The sequence below is a fragment of the Amycolatopsis sp. lyj-109 genome, assembly GCF_046548995.1.
GTDB lineage: Bacteria > Actinomycetota > Actinomycetes > Mycobacteriales > Pseudonocardiaceae > Amycolatopsis.
Genome location: NZ_JAJPWR010000024.1, coordinates 52,402 through 76,680, shown reverse-complemented (window position 1 = coordinate 76,680; position 24,279 = coordinate 52,402). Strand labels below are relative to the sequence as shown.

Here is a 24,279-nt window from a genome sequence, read left to right as displayed (position 1 = left end):
GAGCAATCATGCGGCTGAGCATCGGGGTCACGGACTTCTCGTGGCCGGACAAGCTGACCGACGAGCTCGGGGCGGTCGCGGTGGCGGCCGAGGACGCCGGGCTGGACACCCTATGGGTGGCCGATCATCTCCTGCAGGCCGACCCGCACAGCACCGCGGACTCGGCCATGCTCGAGGCCTACACGACGCTGGGCTTCCTGGCCGGCCGGACCGCCCGGATCGGGCTGGGCACGATGGTCTCGGCCGTGACGTTCCGGCCGCCGGCGCTGCTGGTCAAGGCGGTCACGACGCTGGACGTCCTGTCCGGCGGGCGGGCCCGGTTCGGTATCGGTGCCGGCCACCACGACGGGGAGGCGCGGGCGATGGGCCTGCCGTTCCCGCCGGTGGGTGAGCGGTTCGCGCGGATGGAGGAGACCGTCCGGCTGGCGTTGCGGATGTGGGCGGGTGACGAGTCGCCGTTCGAAGGCGAGTACTACCGGCTCGAGCGTCCCATCGGGAACCCGCGGCCGGTGCGGCGGCCGCCGATCCTCGTCGGCGGTGCGGGGGAGCGGCGCACGCTGCGGCTGGTGGCCCGCTACGCCGACGCGTGCAACGTGTTCGACATCCCGGACGGCGGGCGGACGGTGCGGCACAAGCTCGCCGTCCTCCGGCGGCACTGCGACGAGGTGGGGCGGCCCTACGGGGAGATCGAGAAGACGATCAGCACCCGGCTGGCGCCCGGTGAGTCGGCGGAGTCGTTCGCGCGGCGCTGTGCGGAGTTCGCCGGGTGGGGCATCGATCATGCGGTGGTGATCACTGCCGGTCCGTGGCCGGTGGCGGGGGTGGAGACGCTGGGGCGGGCGGCGGCGTTGATCGGCTGAGCCGGACGTCACGCGGGTGATCGTGGGCGGTCGCCGGGGGAGCGGGGGCGCGAAATCGTTTTCTCCGCGCATTTATTCACGCCCCCTGGAATGGAACTTGTGAAAATTGTCGAAACGTGAGCAATGCCGCTTGGTGGGACGTCTGTGCAGCGTTGCTCCGTTCAGCGGGGTTTGCTTCCATGATCCTTCCGCTACCATGGTCCGGCCCCCGTCCCCAATTTGAATGTATTGGGAAGGATTCCGATGCTGTCTGCGGTCGTTGCTGCCGTAATGGCGCTGTCCTCAGTGGTCGCCCCGCATTCGTGGAACACTCCTCCGCCGCCTGACAAAATCGTCATCGACGTCGTGAACGCCATCGGCACGGGCTGCCCGCTCGGCACGTCCGCGGTCGCGGTTTCGCAGGACAACACCGCGTTCACCGTGACCTATAGCGCCTACACGGCGTTGGTCGGGGTCGGTGCCGGGCCGCTGGACGCCCGGAAGAACTGCCAGATCGGCCTGCGGGTGCACGTGCCGCAGGGCTTCACGTACGGAATCGCGCAGGCCGACTACCGCGGATTCGCCCACCTGGAACGCGGCGCGACCGGCCTGGAAAGAGCGAACTACTATTTCCAGGGCAATTCCCCGACAGCCTACATTCAACACCCGCTGACCGGGGCGTTCGAAGACGACTGGCATTTCACCGACAAGACGGAAGTCGGGGCGATCGTGTTCAAGCCCTGCGGCGAGGAACGCAACCTGAACATCAACACCGAATTGCGCGCCGCGGCCGGCACGTCCGACCCGAAGAAGACGACCAGCTACGTCACGATGGACTCGACCGACGGCAGCATCACCACCACGTACCACTTCGCGTGGTTGTCCTGTCCGTGATCGGCTCCGGGTGACCGGAGGTCCAGAGGGGCGGCGCGGTCGACAGCCGCGCCGCTCCGGCCCCGGTCAGGGCTTCGCCGGGGTCCGGGGATCGGTGGCTTCGACGCCGAAGACGCGGCCGAGGGAGACGAGGGCTTCGTCGAGGTGGCTGAGGCTGGAGAGGACGGCCCGGGTTTCGGCCGCTTCGACGCGGTCGGAGACGGGTGTGCCGTCGTCGCGCACGAGCGTGCCGGGTGTGGGGCCACCCGGGGCGTCGAGCGCGGTGCGGAGGACGTCGATGTTGGCCAGCAGCCGTCCGGTGAACCGGCGGAGCCGGTCGGCGTCGGCGCCGGTGAGCTGGCCGGGCTGGGCGCGGGCGGCGACGTGGCGGGCGCGGAAGGCGATGGTTTCCAGGGTGGTGAGCACGTGCCAGCCGTAGTCGCGGCGGGCGCTGCGCAGGTTCACGGGGTGGGTCAGCGGTTCGATGGTGGTGCGGACCTGCTCGACGCTGCGGTCGAGGTCGCGGGAGAGCTCGATGATGTTGACGTTCTCCTCGCCGGCGAGGAGGCCGCAGGTGTGCTCGAGGAACTCTTCGAGGTCGTCGAGCACCGCGGCGATGTCGTCGAGCATCACCGCGCGGGTGCGGACCGGGACGATGACGACCGCGGCGAGGATGCCGGCGGCGGCCCCGACAGCGGTCTCGGCGACGCGGATCCAGAGCACTTCGAGGCTGAATGTGCCGAGCAGGCTGTAGAGCAGGCCGAGCATGCTCGTGACGAAGAACGCCATCACCACCTGGGAGACCCGCGCGGTGTAGACCATCCCGAACACGCACACGAGGATCAGGCCGAGGGTGGCCGCGGTGTTGCCGCCGACTCCCACCGCGAGCAGGACGCCGCCGACGATGCCGATCAGCGTGCCGCCGAGGCGGCGGACGCCCTTGACGAAGGTCGCGCCGGCGCTGGAGGCGCCGATGAACACGACGAAGACGGTGAGCACGGCCCAGTACCAGCGCTGGTGGGAGACGAGGGTGCCGCCGAGCACGGCGAGCCCGCCGCCGACGACGGCCTGGATCGCGCTGCGGGTCCGGTTGTCGTAGGCGAACTTCGGTGCCGGCTCGGCGTCGTCCTCTTCGAGCGGGTCCTCGGTGTACTCCGGGGTGGCGGCGCGCTGGGCGCGGTCGTCGGCGAGCGCCAGTTCGGCTAGTGCCTTGCGGACGCCGTCGCCGGGCGCGGCGTGTTCGTCGATCCGGCTGCCTTCGACGAGCATCCGGCTGTATTCGCCGGTCTCGCTGATCAGCGGTAGTTCCCGCGGGTCGCGTTCCATCAGGGCGCGGAAGCGGGCGAGCCGGGCGATCAGGTCGTCGCGGACCTCGGCGGTGAGTTCGACCGAGCAGGTGCGCTGGACGGTGATCGTCAGCCAGCCGACGGCGAGCTCGACCTCGATGGCGCGGCGGCGCAGCCGGTCGGCGGCGCGGGCGTCCACGACGTCGGGGGCGGCGTCCTCGATCAGCAGCACGCATTCGTGCAGCCGTGCCAGCGCCGAGCGCAGCTGCTTGCGGGTGCGCTCGCTGCCGTTGACCGCGAGGTAGGCCTCGGTGGCGCGGACGACGGCGCCGAGGCGGGCCCGGAAGGCGCGGCGCACGCGCAGGAACTCGGCCGCGGCGTTGTGCCGCAACAGGACGAACCGGACGACGGCGTTGGCGAGGACGCCGACGCCGAGCGCCATCAGCAGCTGCGGCACCTGCTTGACGTGGGCTTGCAGGAACATCGGGAAGAAGAACAGGAAGAAGGCGATCGAGCCGAGTGCGGTACCGCGGGCGCCGAAGCGCTGGGCATAGACGGCGACGAAGATCAGCAGGACGAACACGATGCTGTCGAGCGGTGCCAGTCCCGAGCCGAGGCTGGCGACGGTGATCGACGCGGCGCCGGTGAGGAAGGCCAGGACCAGCGTGACGGCCTGGCCGCCCGGGGTCGGGTCGTTGACGGTGAACGCCGTCATCATCGCGGCGATGGCGCCGACGAGTGTGACGGTGAGCGGGACGTGCGCGGGCAGCAGCGCGACCACGGCGAGGACGATGCCGAGGACGGCGGAGCCGGCCAGCCGCAACCGGACCAGGCCGGGGTCGGCCGCCGCGAGCCGGTCGAGGGCGGCGGTGCGGAACTGGTTCATCGGGCGAGGAGCTCCCATTGGGCGAGGGTGGCGCGGCGGCCGCGGGTGGCGGTGATCCGCAGCCGGTAGCGGGCGTGTGCGGCCGGGGTGGCGAGGACGAACGGGCGGGTCTGGCGGCGCCAGCGGAACAGTTCGCCGTCGCGTTCGTCGAGCGTGGTCCAGCCGGTGCCGTCCTCGGTGCCGTCGTCGGAGCCTTCCAGCACCCACGCGCTCGCGTCGCCGCGACGATCACCGGACGTCAGCGTGTACATGGTGACTTCGCGGGGTTCGCCGGTGACGGTGAACTCGATCTCCGGGGTGGCACTGCGGAAGGTGACCTGGGTGCGGGTGGTGTCGTCGAACAGGGCGCCGATCTTGGTGCCGTCGGAGCTGGTCGCGGTGCCGGTCAGGTCGGTGACCGGGGCCGGGTGCTCGGCGGGTGGCGGCGGGGCGCCCCAGTCGGTCGGTTCGGTCGTCAGGTCGAAGACGAGCTCGGCGCCGGCGGCGAGGGTGGCGTGGGCGATCGACGTGGCATCGTGCGGTTCGCCGTTGACCGTGAGCCCGCGGACGTAGACGGTCTCGCCGGTGTTGCCGGGCGCGTGGACGACCAGTTTCCGGCCTTCGCCCAGGTGCACGGTCGCCTTCTCGAACAGCGGTGAGCCGATGGCGTAGCGCGGGCTGCCGACGGCGAGGGGGTAGAAGCCCAGCGCGCTGAAGACGTACCAGGCGGACATCTCGCCGTTGTCCTCGTCGCCAGGGTAGCCCTGGCCGATGTCGCTGCCGAGGTAGAGCCGCCGCAGCACCTCCCGCACGACGGCCTGGGTCTTCGCGGGCGCGCCGGCGTGGTGGTAGACGTAGGGGATGTGGTGGGACGGCTGGTTGGAGTGGCCGTATTGGCCCATCCGGACGTCGCGGGCCTCGGTCATCTCGTGGATCAGGCCGCCGTACGCGCCGGGCCGCCGTCCGGTCTCCGGGGTGGCGAAGAAGGTGTCGAGCTTGGCTTCGAGTCCTTCGGTGCCGCCGTGGAGGGCGGCGAGGCCGGGGCCGTCGTGCGGCGCGGTGAAGGCGGTGTTCCAGGCGTTGGTTTCGACGAAGTCGCCGCCCCAGGCGGCCGGGTCGTAGCCCTCGGGGGCGAACTTGCGGCGGCCGTCGCGGTGGCGGCCCTGGAAGAAGCCGATCGCCGGGTCGAAGTGGTGGACGTAGTGCTTGGCGCGCTCGCGGAAGTAGGCGGCGTAGTCGCCATACGCCCGGGCCTGCTCCGGGGCACTTTCACGTGAAAGTGCCCCGGAGAGGTTGGCCAGGCCGAAGTCGTTGATGCAGCCTTCCAGCGCCCAGGACAGTCCTTCGTGGACCGACACCGGCGTGTAGTGGAGGAAGATCGACTCTTCGAGGCCCTTGCGGCCGACCGCGCGGCGCGGCGGGGTCACGGTGGCGTTCTTCAGCGCGGCATCGAAGGCGGCCTCGACGTCGAAGTCGCGGACGCCCTTGAGGTAGGCGTCGGCGAAGGCGACGTCCGAGCTGGTGCCGGTCATCAGGTCCGCGTAGCCGGGGGAGGACCAGCGGGAGATCCAGCCGCCTTCGCGGTACTGCTGGACGAAGCCGTCGATCATCCGCCCGCAGCGTTCCGGCGTGAGCAGCGCGTAGGCGGGCCAGGTGGTGCGGTAGGTGTCCCAGAAGCCGTTGTTGACGTACATTTCGCCGTCGACGACCTTCGCGCCGGTCCGCCGGCGGGTGCTCGGCCACCACCGGCGCACGACCGGGCTGGCGTGCCGGATCCCCTTCGGGGTGTTCTCGTGCGCGATGTTCGGGTACAGGAACAGCCGGTAGAGGTTCGAGTACAGCGTGGTCCGCTGGTCCTCGGTGGCGCCTTCGACCTCGACGCGGCCGAGCTCGTCCTGCCACAACCCTCTCGCCTGGGCTGCTACTTCCTCGACCGTCGTCCCGGCCGGGATCTCCAGCTCCAGGTTGCGCTTGGCCTGGGCGAGGCTGATCAGCGACGTCGCGATCCGCAGCGTGACGTCGGGGCCGTCGAACTCGAAGTAGCCCGAGACCCGCCGCCACGGCGGGAAGCGGACCTTGGCGCCGCGGGTGGCCGGGGCGTCGGTCACGGCGTAGACGAACATCCGGCGCGCCCCGGCGGAAAGCCGGCTGCGGACTCCGGTGTACCCGGTGATCACGCCGGTGTCGGCGTTCAGGCGGAGGCGGCCGCGGTTGCCGACGTTGTCGAACAGCAGCCAGCCGTGCTTGTCGGGGAAGGTGAACCGCATGATCGCCGCGTGCGACGTGGGCGCGAGGTCGGCGGTCATCCCGTTGGCGAACCGGACGCCGTAGTGGTGCGGCGAGTCGGTCTCGTCCTCGTGGCTGAAGGCCAGTGCGCGCTTGCGGCGGTCGGGCTGCACCGGACCGGTGCCGGGCATGAGGTGGAAGGTGTGCCGGTCGCCCATCCACGGGCTCGGCTGGTGCGACAGTGCGAACGCCTGCAGCGCGGGACGGTTCTGCTCGTCGTTGTGGCGGTGGTAGGAGTAGAGCCAGTTGGTCACGCCGGCGTCGGTGACCGGGGTCCAGAAGTTGAACCCGTGCGGCACGGCGGTGGCCGGGAAGTTGTTGCCCCGGGAGAAGTCGCCGCTGGAGTGCGTGCCGCGGGTGGTGCGGACGCAGTCGACCGCGTCGCGCGGCGGCTCGGGGCGTTCGGCGATCCGGACGTCGTCGAGCCAGCCGGTGACGTCGTCGTCGGGGGAGGCGGTGCGCAGCACGATCCGGCTGATCCGGCGCCCGGCGAAGGCCCCCAGCGGGCGGCGGACGAGGTTCCACTGGTCCACCCACAGCGTCTTGTCGTCCACCGGGTCGAACCCGGCGGAGGTGCCGTCGGCGAACTCGACGTCGAGGCTGACGCGGGTGGCGTGGTAGGCGGGGATCTCGCCGTCGGCCACCGGGAAGACCACGTAGGACAGCTCGGTGCGGCCGGTGACGAGCGCGTCGAGTTCGAACAGGACGGCGCGGGGCCGGGCGGTGTAGCGCAGGGCGTGGGTGCCGGTGAAGCCGACGCCGGTCTTGGCCGTGGGGGAGCGCTCCGGGCCGCCGCCGACGTGCAGGCCGGGGTCCACCGGCTGCGGGTCACCGGTTTCGAAGGAGGAGAAGAACACCGCGTCGGACATGCGCTTACCGTAACGGCCGCCGAACGGCGCAGCGTGCTGAAACACTGCTGCCCGCACCGGGGCGGGCAGCAGTGTCCTTTCTACGCGACGGCGGTGCCCTCCAGCTCGACCAGCTGGCCCGGGACCGCCAGCCGGCTCACCTCGAGCATCGTCGTGGCCGGGGCCACCCCGGCGGCGCCCAGCCGCGCCGCCAGCACGCCGTAGTGCGGGAACAGCCCGTCGACGTCGGTGGTGTAGACGTTCAGCCGGACCAGGTTGGCCAGGGACATGCCGGCCTCGGCGAGCACGGCCTCCAGGTTATCCAGGCTCAGCGCGAGCTGGGCGGCCATGTCCCCCTCGTGCCGGGGCTTGCCTTCGGCGTCCATCGACGTCTGTCCCGAGCAGTACAGGGTGCGGGTCTGCCCGGAGACGACCTCCCCCTGGTTGAAGCCCAGTTCCAGGGACCACGTCACCGGGTTGACCGCCGTTCGTTCCAGTGTCACTTCAGCTCCGTTCGTTGCGATTGCTGCGACGGGGAGCTTTCCGGGCAATCACGACATCCTGTGTCGGGTATTCGCTACGGTTTCGAGGTGCGTGCCGACCGGCTGGTTTCCCTGGTGCTGCTGCTGCTGCGCCGGCGCGGCCGGCTGACCGCGGACGTCCTGGCCCGCGAGCTGGAGGTGTCGACCCGCACGGTGCTGCGCGACATCGACGCGCTGTCGGCGGCGGGCGTCCCGGTCTACGCCGAACGCGGCCGGCACGGCGGGTTCGCGCTGCTGCCCGGTTTCCGGACCGAGCTCACCGGGCTGAACCACGACGAGGCCCTGGCCCTGATGACCACCGGGCGGGCTTTCGGGCTCGGCCCGGCGCTGGCCTCGGCCATGCGCAAGGTCGCCGACGCCCTGCCCGAGACGCAGGTGGCCACCGCCGAGCGGTTCCTCGTCGAACCCGAGACGGACCTGCTCTCCCGCCGTCCCGTCGTCGAGGAGGTGGACCACTCGACGATGCTCGAGGTCCGCCGCGCGGTCCTCGCCGGCCACCGGCTGCGGATCCACTACGCGGCCACCGGCCGGGAGCCGCGGTGGCGCACCGTGGACCCGATCGGCCTGGTCACCGTCCGCGACCGCGGCTACCTGCTGGCGACCAGAGCGGGCGCGGACCGGACCTACCGGCTGTCGCGGATCCTGGCCGCCGAGGAACTTCCCGAACCGGCCGAACGGCCGGGCGAGGTCGACCTGGACCGCATCTGGCGGCAACGCTGCGCCGGGTTCCTGGCCGACGGCCACCTCACGGTGCGGGTCCGGGTGCGCCCGGCCCGCCGGGAAGACCTGCTGAACGCGGCGGTGGCGGTCCGCGCGGAGGAGCCCGAGGCATCCGGCTGGCTGCGGTTCGAGGTCACCTACCAGGACGCGTGGCATGCGGAGTGGGCGCTGTGGCAGCTGGGCCCGGACGCCGAAGCCCTCACCCCCCACTCGCTGCGCACGGCCTTGCACGCCCGGGCCACGGCGATCGCCACCCGCTACAACGACACGTCCTAACCGCACGGCCGAAGGGCGGCACTTTCACGTGAAAGTGCCCCGGCCTCGGGTGGGCACTTTCACGTGAAAGTGCCCACCCGAGGGCGATCGCCCGGGACTACATCTTCGTGCACTGCCCGGCGACTGGGCCGCGGACCGTGTTCGGCAGGTCGTGGTCGGTGGGGGCCGGGTTGTTCACCGCGCACGCCAGGGGGCCGCCGACCGTGCTCCACGTCAGCACCGGCCCGTGGTTGCCGGTCAGCGCCACCGGGCCGCCGATGTCGGTCAGCTCGATCGACACCTGGCCGGTCGCCCCGGTGATCGCCACCGGACCGCCCACCTTCGTGCGGTTCAGCACCACCTGAGCCGCACCCGTCGCGGCCAGCGGTCCCTTCACCGAACCGCCCCGCACCACCAGCGATGCGCCCGGAGCGACCGTGACCGGACCCGACACCGTGGCGTCCTGCAGGCACACCGTGCCCGAAGTGACCGACAGCGGACCGGACTGCGTCCCCGTGATCGTCCGAGTGCACGCCGCGTCCGGCTTGCCCAGCAGCTCGAACTCGGCCAGCTGCGCCGGGGCGCCGGTGCTGGTCGCGGTCACCTCGAGCCGGTAGTAGGCGTAGTGCGCCGGGTCGGCCACCTTGAACGCGCGGGTCTGCTGCCGCCAGCTGAACGCCTGGTTCTCCTGCCGGTCGGCCACCGCCCAGGTTTTGCCGTCGTAGGAGCCCTTCAGCACCCAGCTCTTCGGGTCGCCCGCACCGGTCTGGGACGTCAGCGTGTAGTTCGTGACGGCCTCGTCGGTGTTGTTCAGCTGGTACTGCACGGCCCCGGTGACCGCGGCCTGGGTGCGCGAGGTGTTGTCCACCAGCGCGCCCGCATCGGAGCCGTCCGAAGTGGACAGCGTCCCCCGGCCCGGGCCGGTCTCGTCGTGCAGCGGCGCCGGGGCGGCGTCGCCCGTGGTGATCGACTTCGGCGCGTCGTTCGGGCCGGTGCCCCACGACGAGGGGTTCGGGCCCATGTCGAAGTCGATCTTCCCGCCGCGGGTGATCAGCTCGTGCGGCAGCGACGTCGAGGAGTACGCCTTGCCGTTGACCTTCACACCCTGGACGTAGACGTTCTTCGCGCTGTTCTTCGGCGCGTTGATCACCAGGTCCTTGCCGCCGGCCAGGTGGATCGTCGCCTTCTTGAACAGCGGCGACCCGATCGCGTAGTCCGGGCTGCCCATCTGCAGCGGATAGAAGCCCAGCGCGCTGAACGTCCACCACGCCGACTGCTCGCCGTTGTCCTCGTCACCCGCGTAACCCTGGCCGATCTCGCTGCCGGTGTAGAGCCGCGAGAGCGCTTCGCGGACCTTCTCCTGCGTCTTGGCTGGCCGGCCCGCGTAGTCGTACATGTAGAGCGTGTGGTGCGAGGCCTGGTTGGAGTGGCCGAGCTGGCCCATCCGGACGTCGCGGGCCTCCCGCATCTCGTGGATCACCCCGCCGTAGGTGCCCGGGAAGTTGGCGGTCTCCTGGTCGGCGAAGAACGCGTCCAGCTTCTTCGCCAGGCCCGCCTTGCCGCCGTAGAGGTTCGCCAGGCCCTGACCGTCCTGCGGCACGGAGAACGCCATGCCCCAGCCGTTGGTCTCGGTGTAGTCGATGCCCCACACCCGCGGGTCGTAGTCCTGCGGCGACCGGCTGAACTTGCCCGCCGCGTCCCGGCCCTGGAAGAACCCGACGCTCGGGTCGAACAGGTTCACGTACTGCTGGGCCCGGCTGGTGAAGTACTCGTAGTTCGAGAGGTACTCCTGCTTGCGCGGGTCACTCGCCGGGGCTTCGTCGTAGAGCTTCTTCGACAGGTTGGCGATGCCGTAGTCGTTGACGTACCCCTCGATCGACCACGAGAACCCGTGGTCGGCGGTGTTCGGCGCGTAGCCCAGGAACATGCCCTGGTCCACGCCCTTGCGGCCGACCGCGTTGTTCGGCGGGGTCACCGTCGCATCCTTCAGCGCCGCGTCGTAGAACGACTTGACGTCGAAGTTCTTGACGCCCTTGAGGTAGGCGTCGGCGAACGCGACGTCGGCGCTGGTGCCGGTCATCAGGTCGGCGTAGCCCGGCGAGGACCACCGCGAGATCCAGCCGCCGTCGCGGTACTGCTGCACGAACCCGTCGACCATCTTCCCGGCCATCTCCGGCGTGAGCAGCGAATACGCCGGCCACGTCGTGCGGTAGGTGTCCCAGAACCCGTTGTTGACGTAGGTCTGGCCGTCGACGATCTTCGACCCGGTCTGCGTCGGGGTGTCCGCCCCGGTCTTCGGCGAGACGAAGCTGGCGTACTGGTACTTCGGCTTCTCCTTCGTGCCGGTGTTCTCGAACGCGGAGTTCGGGTAGAGGAACAGCCGGTAGAGGTTCGAGTAGAGCGTCGTGAGCTGGTCCTTCGACGCGCCCTCGACCTCGATCACCTTCAGCTGGTCGTCCCAGGTGCGCTGCGCGGCGTCGCGGACGGAGTCGAAGGTCGCTTCCGGCGCGATCTCCTGCGCCAGGTTCGCCTTCGCCTGGTCCACGCTGATCAGCGACGTCGCGATCCGCATGGTCACCGTCTTGTCGGCGCCGGCGGCGAACCGCAGGTAGCCGGTGACGTTGTCGCGGCCCTGCCCGGTGAGCTTGCCGCCCGCGGAGACCGGCTTGTCGAAGGTGGCGTAGACGAACATCCGGCCCGCGCCGGCCGACAGGCCGCTCTTGGCGTCGGTGAACCCGCTCAGCGTGCCCGTCGCCGGGTCGAGGGTCAGGCCGCCGGAGTTGTTGACGTTGTCGAAGATCAGGCTCGAGTCCGCACCCGGGAAGGCGAACCGCATGACCGCCGCGTGGTCGGTCGGGGCGATCTCGGTCTTGATCCCGTTCTGGAACTGCACGCCGTAGTAGTGCGCCCGCGCGGTCTCGTCGCTGTGCTTGAACGCCAGCGCCCGCTTGTCGCGGTTGGCGTCCGGCACCCCGGCCGCCGCGGACGGCATCACCTGGAAGCTCTGCCGGTCACCCATCCACGGGCTCGGCTCGTGGCTCACGCTGAACGCCTGCAGCGCCGGCAGATTGTCGGCGTTGTTCTGGGTGCTGTAGTTGTACAGCCAGCTGTTCGACCCGGCGTCGGTCACCGGGGTCCAGAAGTTGAACCCGTGCGGCACCGCCGTGGCCGGGAAGTTGTTGCCGCGGGAGAAGGTGCCGTTGGCCATCGTGCCGCGCGTGGTGAGGACGTTGTCGGTCGGGCGGGTGCTGGCCGGCGGGGTCGGCGTCGCGGAGATCTTGACGTCGTCGAGCCAGCCCTGCAGCGAGCCGGGGCCGTCCGGGTTGTCGAAGCCGACCAGGATCCGGTCGATCGTCTTGCCCTTGGCGACCGTGCCGATCGCCGAGCGCACCAGGTTCCACTGGTTGGTGTAGAGGACCTTGCTCTTGCCCTGGCCCTCCGGCGTCAGCGGGAACCCGTACTGGTCGGTCGCGCCGAGGTCGCGCAGCCGGGTGCCGTCGGTGAAGACGAGGTCGATCGCCACGTTCGTGCTCTGGTACTTCAGGTCGCCGGTGATGAACTGCGGCTGGACCTTGTACGACAGCTCGGTCGAGGGCACGACGGGGACGTCGACGTCGAAGACCTTGTTGTAGGACCAGCCGTGGCCCTGCGCGGTCTGGCTGCCGGAGTAGCGGAACGCCTTGAGCCCGGTGAAGCCGACGCGGTTCTTGTTCGTGTACCCGCTGGTCGGGCCGGAGTCGGTGAAGCTGCGCATGTTCGGCAGCGGCGGCGGGGCCGGCTCGTCGTTGGCCAGCAGCAGCTCCGACAGCTGCAGGATCGGGCCGCCGTTGTTGGCGGTGATGGTCAGCCGGAAGTACTTGTACGCCGGGGTCGGCGCGGCCAGCTTGTAGTCCTTCTGCTGGAACCGCTCGGCGAACGCCTGGCCGGACTGCTTGTCCAGGTCGGCCCAGGCGCTCGCGTCGTTCGAGCCCTGCAGCGTCCAGTCCTTCGGGTCGCGCTCGGCGAAGTCGTTGGCCGAGGAGATCGCGTAGTGCGTGATCGACGTCGGCTCCGACAGCGTGATCTGCGCCCACGCCGTCGGGTCCCAGGACAGCCACTTGGTGTCGGTGGTGCCGTCGACGAGGTTCGACACGACCTCGCCGCCGCCGCTGTTCTCGCTGCTGGCGCCGGTCTCGGTCACCTTGCCGCGGATGTCGCCGGGGATCGCGGTGCCGTTCGCGCCGTTGATCCCGGACGCGCGCGGCTTGCCCGCCGCGTCGGTGTCGACCGTGTCGGTCCACGTCGGCTGGACATCGCCGGGCTCGAAGGAGGACGAGAAGTCGGCGGGAAGGGCGTCTTCGGCGGCGGACGAGGCCGCGGGGAGGGCGACCAGGCCGGCGGCGACCACGGCGGCGGTCACCAGGAATGCGACCGGCGGTCTGGCGCTTCGGGGCATCGTTGCTCCAAGCTCGGAGGGCGGATTCAGCAGCGCCGCGCGGGCGGGGACCGGCGGCGCCAACGAAGGGAAACGCGCGGGTGACATCGATGTCAAGACCGCTCGCCAAACCTGACCGGAATCAGACAACGCGGAAAACGGGGGCCCGATGAGAACGTTCAGGATCTTCACCGCCATTGCCACACTCACGCTCGCCACCACCACGTTCACCCCGGCTGCGGCCCCCGCCGCGCCGGAATCGACCGTCCGGCCGGTGACCGCCTGCGCCGACCTGGTCCGCGGATTCACCCTCCCGGGCGCGGCCACCCACGTCACCTCGGCGGCCGTCGTCGCAGCCACCGGAACCGATCCCGAATACTGCGGCGTCAAGGGCTACGTCGAACCCGCCGTCCGGTTCGAGCTGCGCCTGCCCACCAAGACCTACGCCGGGCGCTACCTGCAGTACGGCTGCGGCGGCTTCTGCGGCCTGGTCAACCCGCCCGCCTTCGCCGACTGCGGCCTGCCCCACGGCGGCGACGTCGCGGTCGCCACCACCGACGACGGCCACGTCGGCACGACCCCCGCCGTCGTCGACGACGGCCGCTGGGGCGCCACCGATCAGGCCGCCCGCAACGACTTCGAGTTCCGCGCACCCCACGTCGTCTCGCGCGCCTCGAAAGGGATCATCCAGGCCTTCTACGGCGCTCCGCCGCGCAAGTCCTACTTCTCCGGCTGCTCCGACGGCGGCCGCGAAGGCCTGCTGCTCGCCCAGCGCTACCCGGCGGACTTCGACGGCATCGACGCCGGCGCGCCCGCGAACTACTGGGGCCCGCTGCTCGGGGTCTACCAGACCTGGCTCGCGCGGGTGAACAGCGCCGCCGACGGCAGCCCGATCCTCACCGCCGCCAAGCTGCCCGCCCTGCACGACGCCGTGCTCGCCGCCTGTGACCGCCTCGACGGGCTCGCCGACGGCCAGCTCGACGACCCGCGCGCCTGCCGCTTCGACCCGGCGACGCTGACCTGCACCGGCGCCGAGACGCCGTCCTGCCTCACCCCGGCCCAGGCCGCCGTGGTCCGCAAGCTGTACTCGCCGCCCACCGACGCCCGCGGCACCCGGCTCTACCCCGGCGGCCAGCTGCCCGGATCCGAGCTGTCCTGGGCCGGGTGGATCATCGCCACCCCCGAAACCGACGGGACCGCCTTCGCCCGCAACCTCGCCGACAACTACCTGCGCTACCTCGGCTACCCGATCGGCGCCCCGGCCTCGACGGTCGACACGTTCGGCTTCACCAAGGCGGAGTTCGACCGGCTCACCCCGGTCGGCGTCCGCTACGACGCGATGAGCCTCGACCTCTCGGCGTTCCAGCGCCGCGGCGGCAAGCTGCTGCTCTGGCACGGCTGGGCCGACGAAGCCATCCCGCCGGCCGGCACCCTCGACTACTACCAGCGGCTCACCCAGGGCCGCCCGCAGGACTGGGCGCGGCTGTTCATGGTCCCGTCCCTCTACCACTGCGGCGGCGGCACCACGCTCACCGAATTCGACCCGCTCAAGCAGCTGGTCGCCTGGGTCGAACGCGGCACCACGCCCACCGTGGTCACCACGACCGGCCGCGACGCCGACGGCACCGTCACCCGCACCCGGCCGGTGTTCGCCTACCCGCAGCGGGCGGTCTACGACGGCACCGGCAGCATCGACGACGCCGCCAACTTCCGGCCCGCGCCGCCGGCCTCGCCGGTCCGGGACGTCGTCCACTGGGCCGGGGAGAAGCTGCACGCCATCCCGGGACCGGTCGCGCCGTAAACGCCGCCGCGGGTTCCGGTGTCGTCGCTATCGTCACGACCATGACGACATCGGAACCCGCCGACCGCGTCCTCGCCCGCGCCTCCCTCGCCGAAGGAGACCCGACCGCCTGGTTCGACCGGCTCTACACCGCCGCCGCCCGCGGCGAAGCCGAGGTCCCGTGGACCCGCGGCGAACCGAACGCCGACCTGGCCGCGTGGGTCCACCCGGGCGAGGGTCGCCGGGCCCTGGTGGTGGGCAGCGCGCTGGGCGACGACGCGGAACTGCTGTCCGCGGCCGGCTGGGCCGTCACCGCCTTCGACGTCGCACCGGCCGCGGTCGAGGCCGCCCGTGCCCGGTTCCCGCGGTCCGAAGTGGACTACGTCGTGGCCGACCTGCTGAACCCGCCGGGGGAGTGGGCGTACGCGTTCGACCTGGTCGTGGAGATCATCAACATCCAGGCCATGCCGCGCGAGTTCCGGCCCGCGGCGGTGGCGTCCCTGGCCGGATTCCTGGCCCCGGGCGGCACGGCGCTGGTCAGCGAAGTCGCGGAGGAAAGCACCGGCATCGCGACGGGGGAGGGGCCGCCGTGGCCGTTCAGCCGCGCCGAGATCGAATCCGTCGCCCAGGACGGCGTCCGGCTGGTGAGCCTGGAGACCATCCGCGAGGGCGCCCGCTACTGGGCCACCTTCACCCGCTGGCCCGGTGCCGCCCGGGGGTCGTCCCCACCACCGCCGTGAACGCCGCGATGAAGTGGCTCGGGTTCGCCCAGCCGCACGCCCGTGCCGTGTAGGCGGTGTCGTGGCCGTCGGCGAGCAGGACCAGCGCGTGGCCGACGCGCACCTGCGTGCGCCACTCGTGGAACGTCATCCCGAGCTCGTCGCGGAACAACCGGCTGAGGGTGCGGGCGCTGGCGCCGATCCGCTGCCCGAGTTCCGCCAGCGAGGTGGTGTCCCCGGGCTCCTCGTACAGCCGCCGCGCGATGGCCCGCAGCCGGTCGTCGCGCGGCTCGGGCAGGTGCAGCGGCTGCTCGGGCGCTTCGCGCAGTTCGTCGACCAAAACCCGGCGCAGGCGGGCACTCGCCGCCCGGTCGTACTCGCGCGGGCCGGTGAGGGCGAGCAGCACCTCGCGGGCGAGCCCCGAAGCGGTGAACACGGCCGGGTGACCCGGAATCAGCCGGGCCAGTGGCGCGGGCAGGAACACGATCCGCATGTCGGTGTGGCCGTGCGCGCGGTGCCGGTGGACGAACCCGGCCGGGGTCCAGGCCACCCGGTTGGCCGGCACGATCGACGTCCCCCGCTCGGTGTGCACCGACAGCACGCCCCGGGCCGCGTAGACCAGGTGTCCCCGCTCGTGGACGTCCGCCTCGCTGGTGCCGCCCGGCGGCCACAGGTGCACCCCGCCGGACGGCCAGATCCGCGAGGCCGGCGCGGGTTGGCGGCCAATGGGCATGACTTGGCATTCTACCGGTGGTCGGCCACCGCGCCCGCCGGTGAGAGTGGGACCCATGAACACGATGCGAGCTGCGGTGTGCGTCCGGGCCGGTGACCCGGACGTACTGGAGATCCGGGAGCTGCCGGTCCCGGCGGTCCGGGACGGCTGGAGCCTGGTACAGGTGAAGGGCGCCGGCCTGAACCGGTCGGAGCTGCGGACCCGGCAAGGGCATTCCCCGGGCGTCGTCTTCCCGCGGGTGCTCGGGATCGAATGCGTGGGCACGGTCGCCGCCTCGACCGACCCGCGGCTCCCCGGCCGCACCACGGTCGCGGCGATGATGGGGGAGATGGGCCGCGCCTTCGACGGCGGCTACGCCGAATACGCCCTGCTGCCGAACCCGCTGCTGATGCCGGTCACCACCACCCTGCCCTGGGACGTCCTCGCCGCCCTCCCCGAGACGTACCTGACCGCCCACGGTGCACTCGACGCACTCGGGATCGGACCGAGCAGCACCGGGCGGCTGCTGATCCGCGGCGGCACGTCGTCGGTCGGGCTGGCCGCCGCCGCCATCGCGACCGGCCACGGCCTCGACGTCGCCGCCACCACCCGGCGGCCGGACAAGGCCGCCGCGCTGACCGGCCACGTCCTCATCGACGACGGCGGCCCGCTGACCGGCCTGGCCGAGCTGTGGCCCGACGGCCCGGACTGGGTCCTCGACCTCGTCGGCGCCCGCACGGCCGTGGACTCGCTGCGCCTGGTCCGCCGCGGTGGCACCGTGTGCGTGGCGGGCTCGCTCAGCGGCTGGATCGTCCCGGACTTCGAGCCCATCGCCACGATCCCCTCCGGTACCAAGCTGACCGCCTTCCACAGCGACGACCTCAAAGGCAGCACGGAACTGCTGCAGCGGATCGTCGGCGACGTCGAGGCCGGCACCTACCGCCCGCACGTCGACCGGGTCTTCCCACTGGCCGACATCGCCGCCGCCCACCGGTACATGGAGGACGACCGCGCCGCCGGAAAACTCGTCGTGGTGCCGTGATCCGGTGGCAGTCGTCCGCCGCCCTTCAGCCGGCGCCGAAGCGGAGGACGGGGTGGGGTCATCGGGGCAGGGTGACCAGGACGCGGCCGCGGCCACCGGCGTCGACGCGGTCGTGGGCCTTGGCGATGTCCGCCAGTTCATAGCGGTCGCCGACCTCGACGGTCAGGGCGCCCACGGCGGCCGCGGCGGTCAGATCGCGCGCTGCCTGGCGTTTCGCCTCTTCGGGGACGTCGTCGCTGCCGACCAAGCGCAGGACGACGTTGGTGAACAGCAGGTTCCAGAAGGGGATCTCGGTCCGATCCACGCGCGTCGCGTAGGCGGCGATGACCGCGCCGTTCGCGACGACGGCGTTGTCCAGGTCGGCGTTGTCGGACAGGGAGACCTCGACGACCCGGTGCACGCCCTCGGGCGCGTACGCGCGGATGGCCGCCGCCGGGTCCTGCTGGTCCAGCGCCACGGCGTGGGACACGACAGCCGGGTCGACCTGTGCGAGGTCCGCGCCGCGCCGGACCGTGCCGAGCACCCTCGCCCCACCCCAGCGAGCGAGCTGAGCGGCCAGGGAACCGACCCCGCCCAGGACGCCGTGCACCAGCACGAGCTTGCCGTCCACCGGGCCGTCGGCGAACACGGCGCGGTGGGCGGTGATGCCGGGGATGCCCAGGGCCGCGCCGAGCTCGTCGCCGAGGTGGCCGGGCAGCGGGACAGCCAGACCGGCGGGTACGACGGTGTACTGGGCGGCCGTGCCGAAGGGCCGGTACGACTGGGCGCCGTAGGTCCACACCCGCTGTCCCACGCGGCGCTCGTCCACCCCATCGCCCACGGCGTCGATGACCCCGGCGGCGTCGCTGTGTGGGATCACCCGCGGGAAGGGCATCGACGAGCCGAGCCAACCGCGCCGCTTCTTGGTGTCGCCGGGATTGACCCCGGAGACGGTGACGCGAACGCGGACCTCGCCCGGGCCGGGGGTGGGGTCGGGCAGTTCGCCGACGCGCAGCACGTCGGCGGCGGGCCCTTGGCGGTCGTACCAGGAGGCAAGCATGAGCGGCTACTTTCGGGTTTGATCGGCTGACGGGTTTTCAGGCGTCGGAGGATCGGTCTCGGCGCGCGCGGCGGCCGGCTGGTCACCGTCCAGCACCTGGTGCAACCAGGCGCGTTCGGCGCTGCTGATGGCGCGGGCGGTCAGCAGCATGCCGCGCCGGTAGGGATCGGCGCTGTCCTCGGCGCGCAGCGGCCGGCCGCCCTCGTAGAAGAAGCTCGCCGGTGCCTCCAGAAACTCCAATCGCCGCCGCAGCACCGCATGCTGCTCGTCGACGTCCGGTAGGAGGGACAGGAACGCCAAGATCGTGAAGAACCGCGTGAAGTCGCTGATCTCGTGCTCAGCCGGCGTGCGAAGCCGCCTGAGCAGGTCGGCACGTCCGGCGGCGGTGACCGTCAGTAGGTAGCGGGCCCCACCTCCCGCGGGGTCCGCGCGCCGGTTCAGCAGGCCCGCCGCGGCAAGACGCTTGATCGCCGGGTACAGGCTGCCGTCGCTCACCGGCCGGGTGTAGCCCATCAGCTCCGAGACGCGGCGGCGCAGTTCATGTCCGGGCAACGGCCGCTCGGCCAGGAAGCCCAGGATCGCCAGGTCAAGCATGGCCATGGTCCTACCGTACATCGATTCGATGCACACATCGAATCGATGTACGGTAGGAGTTCCGCTCGCTCGTGGCGAGGAAGTGCAAGAAGAGAGGCGGACGGACATGTCGCCGCAATCCACCGAATCCGTGATGAGTCGCTTCGTCGAGTTCATCAACACAGCCGACGAGGATCTTGCCCGCGAGGTCGTCGCCCCGGACGCCGAGTTTCATGCGCCAAGCCACCCGGAACCGCTGCGGGGGCCCGAGGGCTACCTGGAGCTGATCGCGATGATGCGCGCGGGCTTCCCGGATGTCCGGTGGACGCTGGAAGAGACCGTCACCGAGGGCGACACGGTGGCTGCCCGGTTCACCATGCGTGGAACGCACCAGGGCGAGTTCTTCGGAATCCCGGCCAGCGGAAGGACGATCTCGGTCCAGGCCATGAACTTCTACTACCTGGCAGGCGGAAAGATCATCAAGGAGCGGGGGCAGCCCGACCTCCTCGGCGTGCTGCAGCAGATCGGTGCCGTGCCTGCACCCTGAGAGCGCAGTTCAGGGTCGTCGATCACCAGCCCGGGCTTGCGCAGCACTCATCTAGGCTCGGTCATCATGCCCACCACCTCACTGCAGATCCCCACCGCGGACGGTCAGGCCGACGCTTTCGCTGCATTCCCCGGCCACGGCGGGCCGCACGCCGGGGTGCTGATGTACCCGGACGGTTTCGGCATCCGGCCCGTGCTGCGGGAACTGGCCGAAGAACTGGCCGGTCACGGGTATTACGTGCTCGTCCCCAATTTCCTCTACCGCCACGGCCCGGCGCCGGTGCTCGACCTTCCCGAGCACATCGGCGAAGAAGCCCGGCCCGCGATCTTCGCCGAGCTGATGCCGATGATCCAAGCGCACACCACCGAACGGATCCTGCGTGACGCCGACGCCTACCTGCAGTTCCTCACCACCCGGCCCGAGGTCGGTCCCGGCCCGGTCGCGGTGACCGGGTACTGCATCGGCGGCCTCCTGGCGACGCACACCGCCGCCGCCCACCCCGACCGGGTGGCCGCCCTCGCCGGATTCCACGCCCCGGTGGGCGCCGCCGGGCCTGACACCCTGCACCGGCTCACCGCCCGGGTCCACTTCGGCCACGCCGAAACCGACCTGACGCCCGAGGCGCTCGCCGAACTCAACCGGACTCTGGACGCCGCGGGGGTCGAGTACACCTCGGAGATCTACCCCGGCACCGTCCACGGCTTCACCATGGCCGACACCGACGCCTTCGCCCCCGCCGGCCGGCAGCTCCACTGGGAGCGCCTGCTCGCGCTCCTCGGCCGTGCCTTCGCCGACGGGCCGAGCTAGCAGCTCTCGAGGAACCGGTTCAGGACGCGGGTGCCGAAGTGCAGGCCGGCCACCGGCACCCGCTCGTCCACCCCGTGCGCCATCGCCCGGTACGGGAACCCCTTCGGCAGCCACAGCGGCGCGAAGCCGTAGCAGTCGATCCCCAGCCGGGTGAACGCCTTCGCGTCCGTCCCGCCGCCCAGGCAGTACGGGACCACCACGGCTTCGGGATCCTCTTCCTGCAACGCACGAGCCATCGCGGCGAACCACGGGGAATCCACCGGCGCCTGCACCGGCGGCTGGTGCGCGACGAACTCGCGCGTCACGCCTTCGCCGAGCAGCTCGTCCAGCGCGGCGAACAACGACTCCTCGGTGCCCGGCAGCACCCGGACGTCGACCTGCGCGGTCGCCGTCGACGGGATCACGTTCACCTTGTAGCCCGCGTCCAGCATCGTCGGGGTCGTGCTGTTGCGCACCGTCGGCACCACCAGCGAGCCGGCCGGGCCCAGGGCCGCCACCGCCGCGTCCACCCCGCCCGGCGACGACAGGTCGACCGGGACGCCCAGCGCCGCGCCGGTCCGCTCCAGGAACGCCCGCACCGCCGGGGTCAGCGACACCGGCCACCGGTGCGCGGCGATCCGGTGCAGCGCACCCACCAACCGGGTGACGGCGTTCTCCTCGTTCGGGCGAGAACCGTGCCCGGCCCGGCCGCGGGCGGTCAGCCGCAGGTGCGCCGTCCCGCGCTCGGCCGTCCCGACCGGGTACAGGTGCACATTCCGGCCGTCGGCAGCGGGCACGTGGTAGGTGTAGCCACCCGACTCGCTGATCGCCGCGGCACACCCTTCGAACAGCTCCGGGTGCTCGGCCACCAGCCAGTGCGCGCCCCAGTCCCCGCGGTCCTCCTCGTCGGCGACGAACGCCAGCACCAGCTCACGCCGCGGCCGCGCCCCGCCGGCGAGGGCGGCCAGCACCATCGCGACGAAGTCCTTCATGTCGGTCGCGCCGCGGCCCCACAGGTAGCCGTCGCGCACCTCGCCGGCGAACGGCGGCACCGACCAGTCCGCGGCGTCCGCCGGGACGACGTCCAGGTGCCCCTGCACCAGCAGCGCCGGCAGCGCCGGATCGGTCCCCGGCACCCGCGCGATCACGCTGGCCCGCCCGGGCGCGGCCTCCAGGATCCGCGAGGGGATGCCCAGGCCGTCCAGGAACGCGGCCACGTACTCCGCCGCCGGCCGCTCCGGCTCGGCGTCGTTGCCACCGCGGTTGGTCGTGTCGAACCGGATCAGGTCCGCGCACAGCTCGACGACATCAGCCATAAATACCCTGCACCGCCCCCGCCGCGATCGCCGTGACGACCTTGAACGCCTTCATCGCCTCGGTCATGGTCGGCGCGTCGAACCCGACCCGCCGCGTCCCGATCTGCTCCACCGTCGGGATCACCGCCGTCGCCTGCGCCAGGTGGCTCGCGTCGAACTCCACCTCGATCCGGTGCGCACTCACCCGCCGTTCCTCCCGGCCTGCCCGGGCCATCGCGTCGGCGGCCGCGCCGGTCAGCAGCTCCGCGGTGCGCGCCGGCGGCAGGCAGATCGCCGCGTACCGGCTCACGCACTCCTTCACCTGGACCAGCTCCGCCTCCGGAGCGTAATCACGGGCGTCGTCACACGTTTTGTCGTCACCCGAAACGAGCAGGACAGGGGCGCCGTACTCCGCGGCCATGCCCGCGTTCAGCCGCCCCTCGCTCGCCGGGACGTCGTCCAGCCACACCCCGGTGATCTGGTTCTCCAGGTAGGTGTGGGAAAGCACCCCGTCGAAGCCCGCGCCGGCGTGGTAGCCGAGGAACACCACACCGTCCACACCGGAATCGATGCCCTGCATCATCGACAGCGGCTTGTGCCGCCCGGTGAGCATCCGCGCCCGCGGGTCGAGGTCCTCCAGCAGCAGATTCCGTTGCGACGAATGCGCTTCGTTGACCAGCACGTCGCTCGCCCCGGCCTCGTACAGCCCGGCCAGCACGGCGTTGACGTCGCCGGTGAACAGCCGCCGGAAGCGGTCCCACTGCGGCGAACCGGGCACGACGTCGTCGGTCCAGGTGACACCGGTGGCGCCCTCCATGTCCGCCGAGATCAGGATGCGCATGCCGGGCACTCTAGCCAGCGCGCCCGGCCCCCGGACGCGAAACGCCACCATCGCCGAATGTCACTCAGCGTGACGATCAGCGGGTCGATAACGATCGGGCACCTGCCGAGGCGGCAACATATTGCGCGGTTGTCCCGATATGTGGTTACTTCTCGTCCTTGGGGAGGTTCACAAGCGAACGATGGGGTGGTTTTCGGTGCAGTTCCAACGCAGATCCGGGCGATTCGCCCGCGTGGGCGCGGTCTTCGCGGCCGCGACACTGGCGGCGATCCCGCTCGCCGTTCCCGCACAGGCCCAGCAGGGCAAGGTGCTGCGGGTCGCGCTCACCACCGGCATCGACCACCTGAACCCCTTCACCGCGGCGCTCTCGGCTTCGACGCAGATCGGCCGGTTCACCTTCGAGTTCCTGACCATCCCGAACGCGGAGAAGGCCGAAGCCTCGCCCGCGCTCGCCGAGTCCTGGACCCCGTCGCCGGACAAGCTGACCTGGACGTTCAAGATCCGCAGCGGCGTCAAGTGGAGCGACGGGCAGCCGGTGACCGCCAAGGACGCGGCGTTCACCTTCAACCGCATGCTCACCGACGAGAACGCCCGCACCGCCAACGGCAACTACGTGGCCAACTTCGAGACGGTCACCGCACCCGACGACACCACGCTCGTCGTCAAGACCAAGGCCGTCCAGGTCAACATGAACCTGCTCGACGTGCCGATCGTGCCCCAGCACATCTGGGAACCGATCAAGGACCTCAACGCCCCCTCGACCGACACCCTCGCCGTCGCCGGCGTCTCCGACGGCCCCTACCAGCTCACCGAGTACAAGCCGAACGAGTACGTCAAGTTCAAGGCCAACAAGGACTACTGGCGCGGCGCCCCCAAGGTCGACGAACTGCAGCTGCTGGTGTTCAAGGACACCGAGGCCGCGGTCAACGCGCTCAAGCAGGGCGAAGTCGACGTCATCAACCGGCTCAACCCCAACCAGTTCGAAGCGCTGAAGGGCCAGCAGGGCATCACCACCAACGCCGCCCCCGGCCGCCGCTACGACGAGCTGTCGATCAACTTCGGCGTCACCGACAACGCCAACAACCCGATCGGGGACGGCAACCCGGTCCTCAAGGACCTCAACGTCCGCAAGGCCATCACCCAGGCGGTGGACACCCAGGCCATCGTCGACAAGGTCCTCAAGGGCCTCGGCCAGGTCGGCGGCGGCGTCGTGCCGGCCATCTACGCCGACTACCACTGGGACCCCAGCGACAGTGAGAAGGTCAAGTTCGACCTCGCCGCCGCCAACACCACCCTCGAGCAGGCCGGGTACAAGAAGGGCCCCGACGGCGCCCGCACCGCCCCCGGCGGCGCCAAGCTGGAACTGCGCCTGACCGGCCACGCCAACCGCAGCTACGACCAGGGCGTCGCCCAGTACGTCACCGGCTGGCTCAAGGACATCGGCATCACCGTCAAGCAGGACCTCGTCTCCGACGACGAGCTGTCCGACCGCACCCAGGCCGGCAAGTACGACCTCGCCATCGGCGGCTACGGCACCAACCCCGACCCGGACTACGCCCTCTCGCTGCACACCTGCGGCGCGCGGCCCGCCCCGGACGGCAAGGGCGGCAGCACCGACACCTTCTTCTGCGACACCCAGTACGACGAAATCTACAAGAAGCAGCTCACCGAAACCGACGACGCCAAGCGCGCCGAGTACGTCAAGCAGGCACAGGCCCGGCTCTACAGCCAGTTCCCGACGATCGTGCTCGACTACCAGAACGCCCTCGAGGCTTACCGCTCCGACAAGTTCTCCGCGTTCACCACCCAGCCGCAGCCCAAGGGCGCCATCCTCGAGCAGACCGGCTACTGGGGCGTCTACGGCGCCACCCCGGCGGGCACCACGAACGCCGCCGACTCCGGCAGCGGCAACACCGTGCTGTGGATCGTCATCGGCGCGGTCGTCGTGGTCGTCCTCGTCGGCGGCGGCATCATGCTCGGCCGTCGCGGCAAGACCGCAGAGGACCGCGAGTAAGAG

At 71.2% G+C, this 24,279-nt stretch carries 18 protein-coding genes; 9 read left to right on the top strand and 9 right to left on the bottom strand.

What is annotated here, in order from left to right:
* Window positions 1-8: 8 nt before the first annotated feature.
* Together ACLJQF_RS38515 and ACLJQF_RS38510 are read left to right on the top strand one after the other, a co-directional pair.
* Window positions 9-860 (top strand): LLM class F420-dependent oxidoreductase, encoded by an 852-nt coding sequence (locus ACLJQF_RS38515; protein WP_410615217.1) that lies wholly within the window; start codon window positions 9-11, stop codon window positions 858-860.
* Between the two features lie 243 nt (window positions 861-1,103).
* Complete coding sequence (locus ACLJQF_RS38510; protein WP_410615216.1) at window positions 1,104-1,733, top strand: DUF4360 domain-containing protein; 630 nt, start codon at window positions 1,104-1,106, stop codon at window positions 1,731-1,733.
* A 66-nt stretch (window positions 1,734-1,799) separates the two neighbouring features.
* Here ACLJQF_RS38510 and ACLJQF_RS38505 read toward each other — a convergent pair whose 3' ends face one another.
* The 3 genes from ACLJQF_RS38505 to ACLJQF_RS38495 all read right to left on the bottom strand — a co-directional run bounded on the left by ACLJQF_RS38505 (window position 1,800) and on the right by ACLJQF_RS38495 (window position 7,494).
* A complete protein-coding gene (locus ACLJQF_RS38505; RefSeq protein ID WP_410615267.1) occupies window positions 1,800-3,884 on the bottom strand; it encodes an FUSC family protein in 2,085 nt (694 codons plus the stop codon).
* On the bottom strand, window positions 3,881-7,018 hold the full coding sequence (locus ACLJQF_RS38500) for a GH92 family glycosyl hydrolase (RefSeq protein ID WP_410615215.1): 3,138 nt from the start codon (window positions 7,016-7,018) through the stop codon (window positions 3,881-3,883). Before ACLJQF_RS38500 ends, ACLJQF_RS38505 begins: the two co-directional genes overlap by 4 nt.
* Before the next feature lie 80 nt (window positions 7,019-7,098).
* Entirely contained in the window at window positions 7,099-7,494 is a 396-nt protein-coding gene (locus tag ACLJQF_RS38495; RefSeq protein WP_410615266.1) for a RidA family protein, read from the bottom strand.
* 93 nt (window positions 7,495-7,587) lie between these two features.
* Here ACLJQF_RS38495 and ACLJQF_RS38490 point away from each other — a divergent pair, with 93 nt between their 5' ends.
* Window positions 7,588-8,535 (top strand): helix-turn-helix transcriptional regulator, encoded by a 948-nt coding sequence (locus ACLJQF_RS38490; protein ID WP_410615214.1) that lies wholly within the window; start codon window positions 7,588-7,590, stop codon window positions 8,533-8,535.
* Between the two features lie 97 nt (window positions 8,536-8,632).
* Here ACLJQF_RS38490 and ACLJQF_RS38485 read toward each other — a convergent pair whose 3' ends face one another.
* Window positions 8,633-12,949 carry a GH92 family glycosyl hydrolase gene (locus ACLJQF_RS38485; RefSeq protein ID WP_410615213.1) on the bottom strand — a complete coding sequence of 1,439 codons (4,317 nt, stop codon included), beginning with the start codon at window positions 12,947-12,949 and terminating at the stop codon, window positions 8,633-8,635.
* 148 nt (window positions 12,950-13,097) lie between these two features.
* Between ACLJQF_RS38485 and ACLJQF_RS38480 the strand changes: the two genes are divergently transcribed.
* Both ACLJQF_RS38480 and ACLJQF_RS38475 read left to right on the top strand, forming a co-directional pair.
* Entirely contained in the window at window positions 13,098-14,729 is a 1,632-nt protein-coding gene (locus ACLJQF_RS38480) for a tannase/feruloyl esterase family alpha/beta hydrolase (RefSeq protein WP_410615212.1), read from the top strand.
* Between the two features lie 41 nt (window positions 14,730-14,770).
* Window positions 14,771-15,448 carry a class I SAM-dependent methyltransferase gene (locus ACLJQF_RS38475; protein WP_410615211.1) on the top strand — a complete coding sequence of 226 codons (678 nt, stop codon included), beginning with the start codon at window positions 14,771-14,773 and terminating at the stop codon, window positions 15,446-15,448.
* Here the strand turns inward: ACLJQF_RS38475 and ACLJQF_RS38470 are convergent.
* A complete protein-coding gene (locus ACLJQF_RS38470; RefSeq protein WP_410615210.1) occupies window positions 15,399-16,160 on the bottom strand; it encodes a helix-turn-helix domain-containing protein in 762 nt (253 codons plus the stop codon). The genes ACLJQF_RS38475 and ACLJQF_RS38470 overlap by 50 nt on opposite strands.
* Window positions 16,161-16,215: 55 nt before the next feature.
* Between ACLJQF_RS38470 and ACLJQF_RS38465 the strand changes: the two genes are divergently transcribed.
* Window positions 16,216-17,181 carry a zinc-binding dehydrogenase gene (locus ACLJQF_RS38465; protein ID WP_410615209.1) on the top strand — a complete coding sequence of 322 codons (966 nt, stop codon included), beginning with the start codon at window positions 16,216-16,218 and terminating at the stop codon, window positions 17,179-17,181.
* Window positions 17,182-17,239: 58 nt separating this feature from the next.
* Here ACLJQF_RS38465 and ACLJQF_RS38460 read toward each other — a convergent pair whose 3' ends face one another.
* Both ACLJQF_RS38460 and ACLJQF_RS38455 read right to left on the bottom strand, forming a co-directional pair.
* Window positions 17,240-18,220: an NADPH:quinone reductase gene (locus ACLJQF_RS38460; RefSeq protein ID WP_410615208.1), complete on the bottom strand. Its 981-nt coding sequence runs from the start codon at window positions 18,218-18,220 to the stop codon at window positions 17,240-17,242.
* A gap of 6 nt (window positions 18,221-18,226) precedes the next feature.
* Complete coding sequence (locus tag ACLJQF_RS38455; RefSeq protein WP_410615207.1) at window positions 18,227-18,820, bottom strand: PadR family transcriptional regulator; 594 nt, start codon at window positions 18,818-18,820, stop codon at window positions 18,227-18,229.
* Window positions 18,821-18,920: 100 nt separating this feature from the next.
* On the opposite strand from ACLJQF_RS38455, the gene ACLJQF_RS38450 reads away from it, so the two are divergent.
* Both ACLJQF_RS38450 and ACLJQF_RS38445 read left to right on the top strand, forming a co-directional pair.
* A complete protein-coding gene (locus ACLJQF_RS38450) occupies window positions 18,921-19,340 on the top strand; it encodes an ester cyclase (protein WP_410615206.1) in 420 nt (139 codons plus the stop codon).
* 66 nt (window positions 19,341-19,406) lie between these two features.
* Window positions 19,407-20,147, top strand: a complete 741-nt coding sequence (locus ACLJQF_RS38445; RefSeq protein ID WP_410615205.1) for a dienelactone hydrolase family protein — start codon at window positions 19,407-19,409, stop codon at window positions 20,145-20,147.
* Here the strand turns inward: ACLJQF_RS38445 and ACLJQF_RS38440 are convergent.
* The gene (locus ACLJQF_RS38440) at window positions 20,144-21,442 is read right to left on the bottom strand and encodes a M20/M25/M40 family metallo-hydrolase (protein ID WP_410615204.1); all 1,299 of its coding nucleotides are present in this window, start codon (window positions 21,440-21,442) and stop codon (window positions 20,144-20,146) included. The two genes, ACLJQF_RS38445 and ACLJQF_RS38440, sit on opposite strands and share 4 nt — an antisense overlap.
* Entirely contained in the window at window positions 21,435-22,262 is an 828-nt protein-coding gene (locus ACLJQF_RS38435) for a M55 family metallopeptidase (protein WP_410615203.1), read from the bottom strand. Before ACLJQF_RS38435 ends, ACLJQF_RS38440 begins: the two co-directional genes overlap by 8 nt.
* Before the next feature lie 181 nt (window positions 22,263-22,443).
* Between ACLJQF_RS38435 and ACLJQF_RS38430 the strand changes: the two genes are divergently transcribed.
* The gene (locus ACLJQF_RS38430) at window positions 22,444-24,276 is read left to right on the top strand and encodes an ABC transporter substrate-binding protein (RefSeq protein WP_410615202.1); all 1,833 of its coding nucleotides are present in this window, start codon (window positions 22,444-22,446) and stop codon (window positions 24,274-24,276) included.
* The last annotated feature ends 3 nt before the right edge of the window (window positions 24,277-24,279 follow it).

Excerpts from the sequence above, each read along its gene's own strand:
- ACLJQF_RS38515 (WP_410615217.1), top strand. The coding sequence starts at position 9 with ATGCGGCTGAGCATCGGGGTCACGGACTTCTCGTGGCCGGACAAGCTG.
- ACLJQF_RS38510 (WP_410615216.1), top strand. The coding sequence starts at position 1,104 with ATGCTGTCTGCGGTCGTTGCTGCCGTAATGGCGCTGTCCTCAGTGGTC.
- ACLJQF_RS38505 (WP_410615267.1), bottom strand. The coding sequence starts at position 3,884 with ATGAACCAGTTCCGCACCGCCGCCCTCGACCGGCTCGCGGCGGCCGAC.
- ACLJQF_RS38500 (WP_410615215.1), bottom strand. The coding sequence starts at position 7,018 with ATGTCCGACGCGGTGTTCTTCTCCTCCTTCGAAACCGGTGACCCGCAG.
- ACLJQF_RS38485 (WP_410615213.1), bottom strand. The coding sequence starts at position 12,949 with ATGCCCCGAAGCGCCAGACCGCCGGTCGCATTCCTGGTGACCGCCGCC.
- ACLJQF_RS38480 (WP_410615212.1), top strand. The coding sequence starts at position 13,098 with ATGAGAACGTTCAGGATCTTCACCGCCATTGCCACACTCACGCTCGCC.
- ACLJQF_RS38475 (WP_410615211.1), top strand. The coding sequence starts at position 14,771 with ATGACGACATCGGAACCCGCCGACCGCGTCCTCGCCCGCGCCTCCCTC.
- ACLJQF_RS38470 (WP_410615210.1), bottom strand. The coding sequence starts at position 16,160 with ATGCCCATTGGCCGCCAACCCGCGCCGGCCTCGCGGATCTGGCCGTCC.
- ACLJQF_RS38465 (WP_410615209.1), top strand. The coding sequence starts at position 16,216 with ATGAACACGATGCGAGCTGCGGTGTGCGTCCGGGCCGGTGACCCGGAC.
- ACLJQF_RS38460 (WP_410615208.1), bottom strand. The coding sequence starts at position 18,220 with ATGCTTGCCTCCTGGTACGACCGCCAAGGGCCCGCCGCCGACGTGCTG.
- ACLJQF_RS38455 (WP_410615207.1), bottom strand. The coding sequence starts at position 18,820 with ATGGCCATGCTTGACCTGGCGATCCTGGGCTTCCTGGCCGAGCGGCCG.
- ACLJQF_RS38450 (WP_410615206.1), top strand. The coding sequence starts at position 18,921 with ATGTCGCCGCAATCCACCGAATCCGTGATGAGTCGCTTCGTCGAGTTC.
- ACLJQF_RS38445 (WP_410615205.1), top strand. The coding sequence starts at position 19,407 with ATGCCCACCACCTCACTGCAGATCCCCACCGCGGACGGTCAGGCCGAC.
- ACLJQF_RS38440 (WP_410615204.1), bottom strand. The coding sequence starts at position 21,442 with ATGGCTGATGTCGTCGAGCTGTGCGCGGACCTGATCCGGTTCGACACG.
- ACLJQF_RS38435 (WP_410615203.1), bottom strand. The coding sequence starts at position 22,262 with ATGCGCATCCTGATCTCGGCGGACATGGAGGGCGCCACCGGTGTCACC.
- ACLJQF_RS38430 (WP_410615202.1), top strand. The coding sequence starts at position 22,444 with ATGGGGTGGTTTTCGGTGCAGTTCCAACGCAGATCCGGGCGATTCGCC.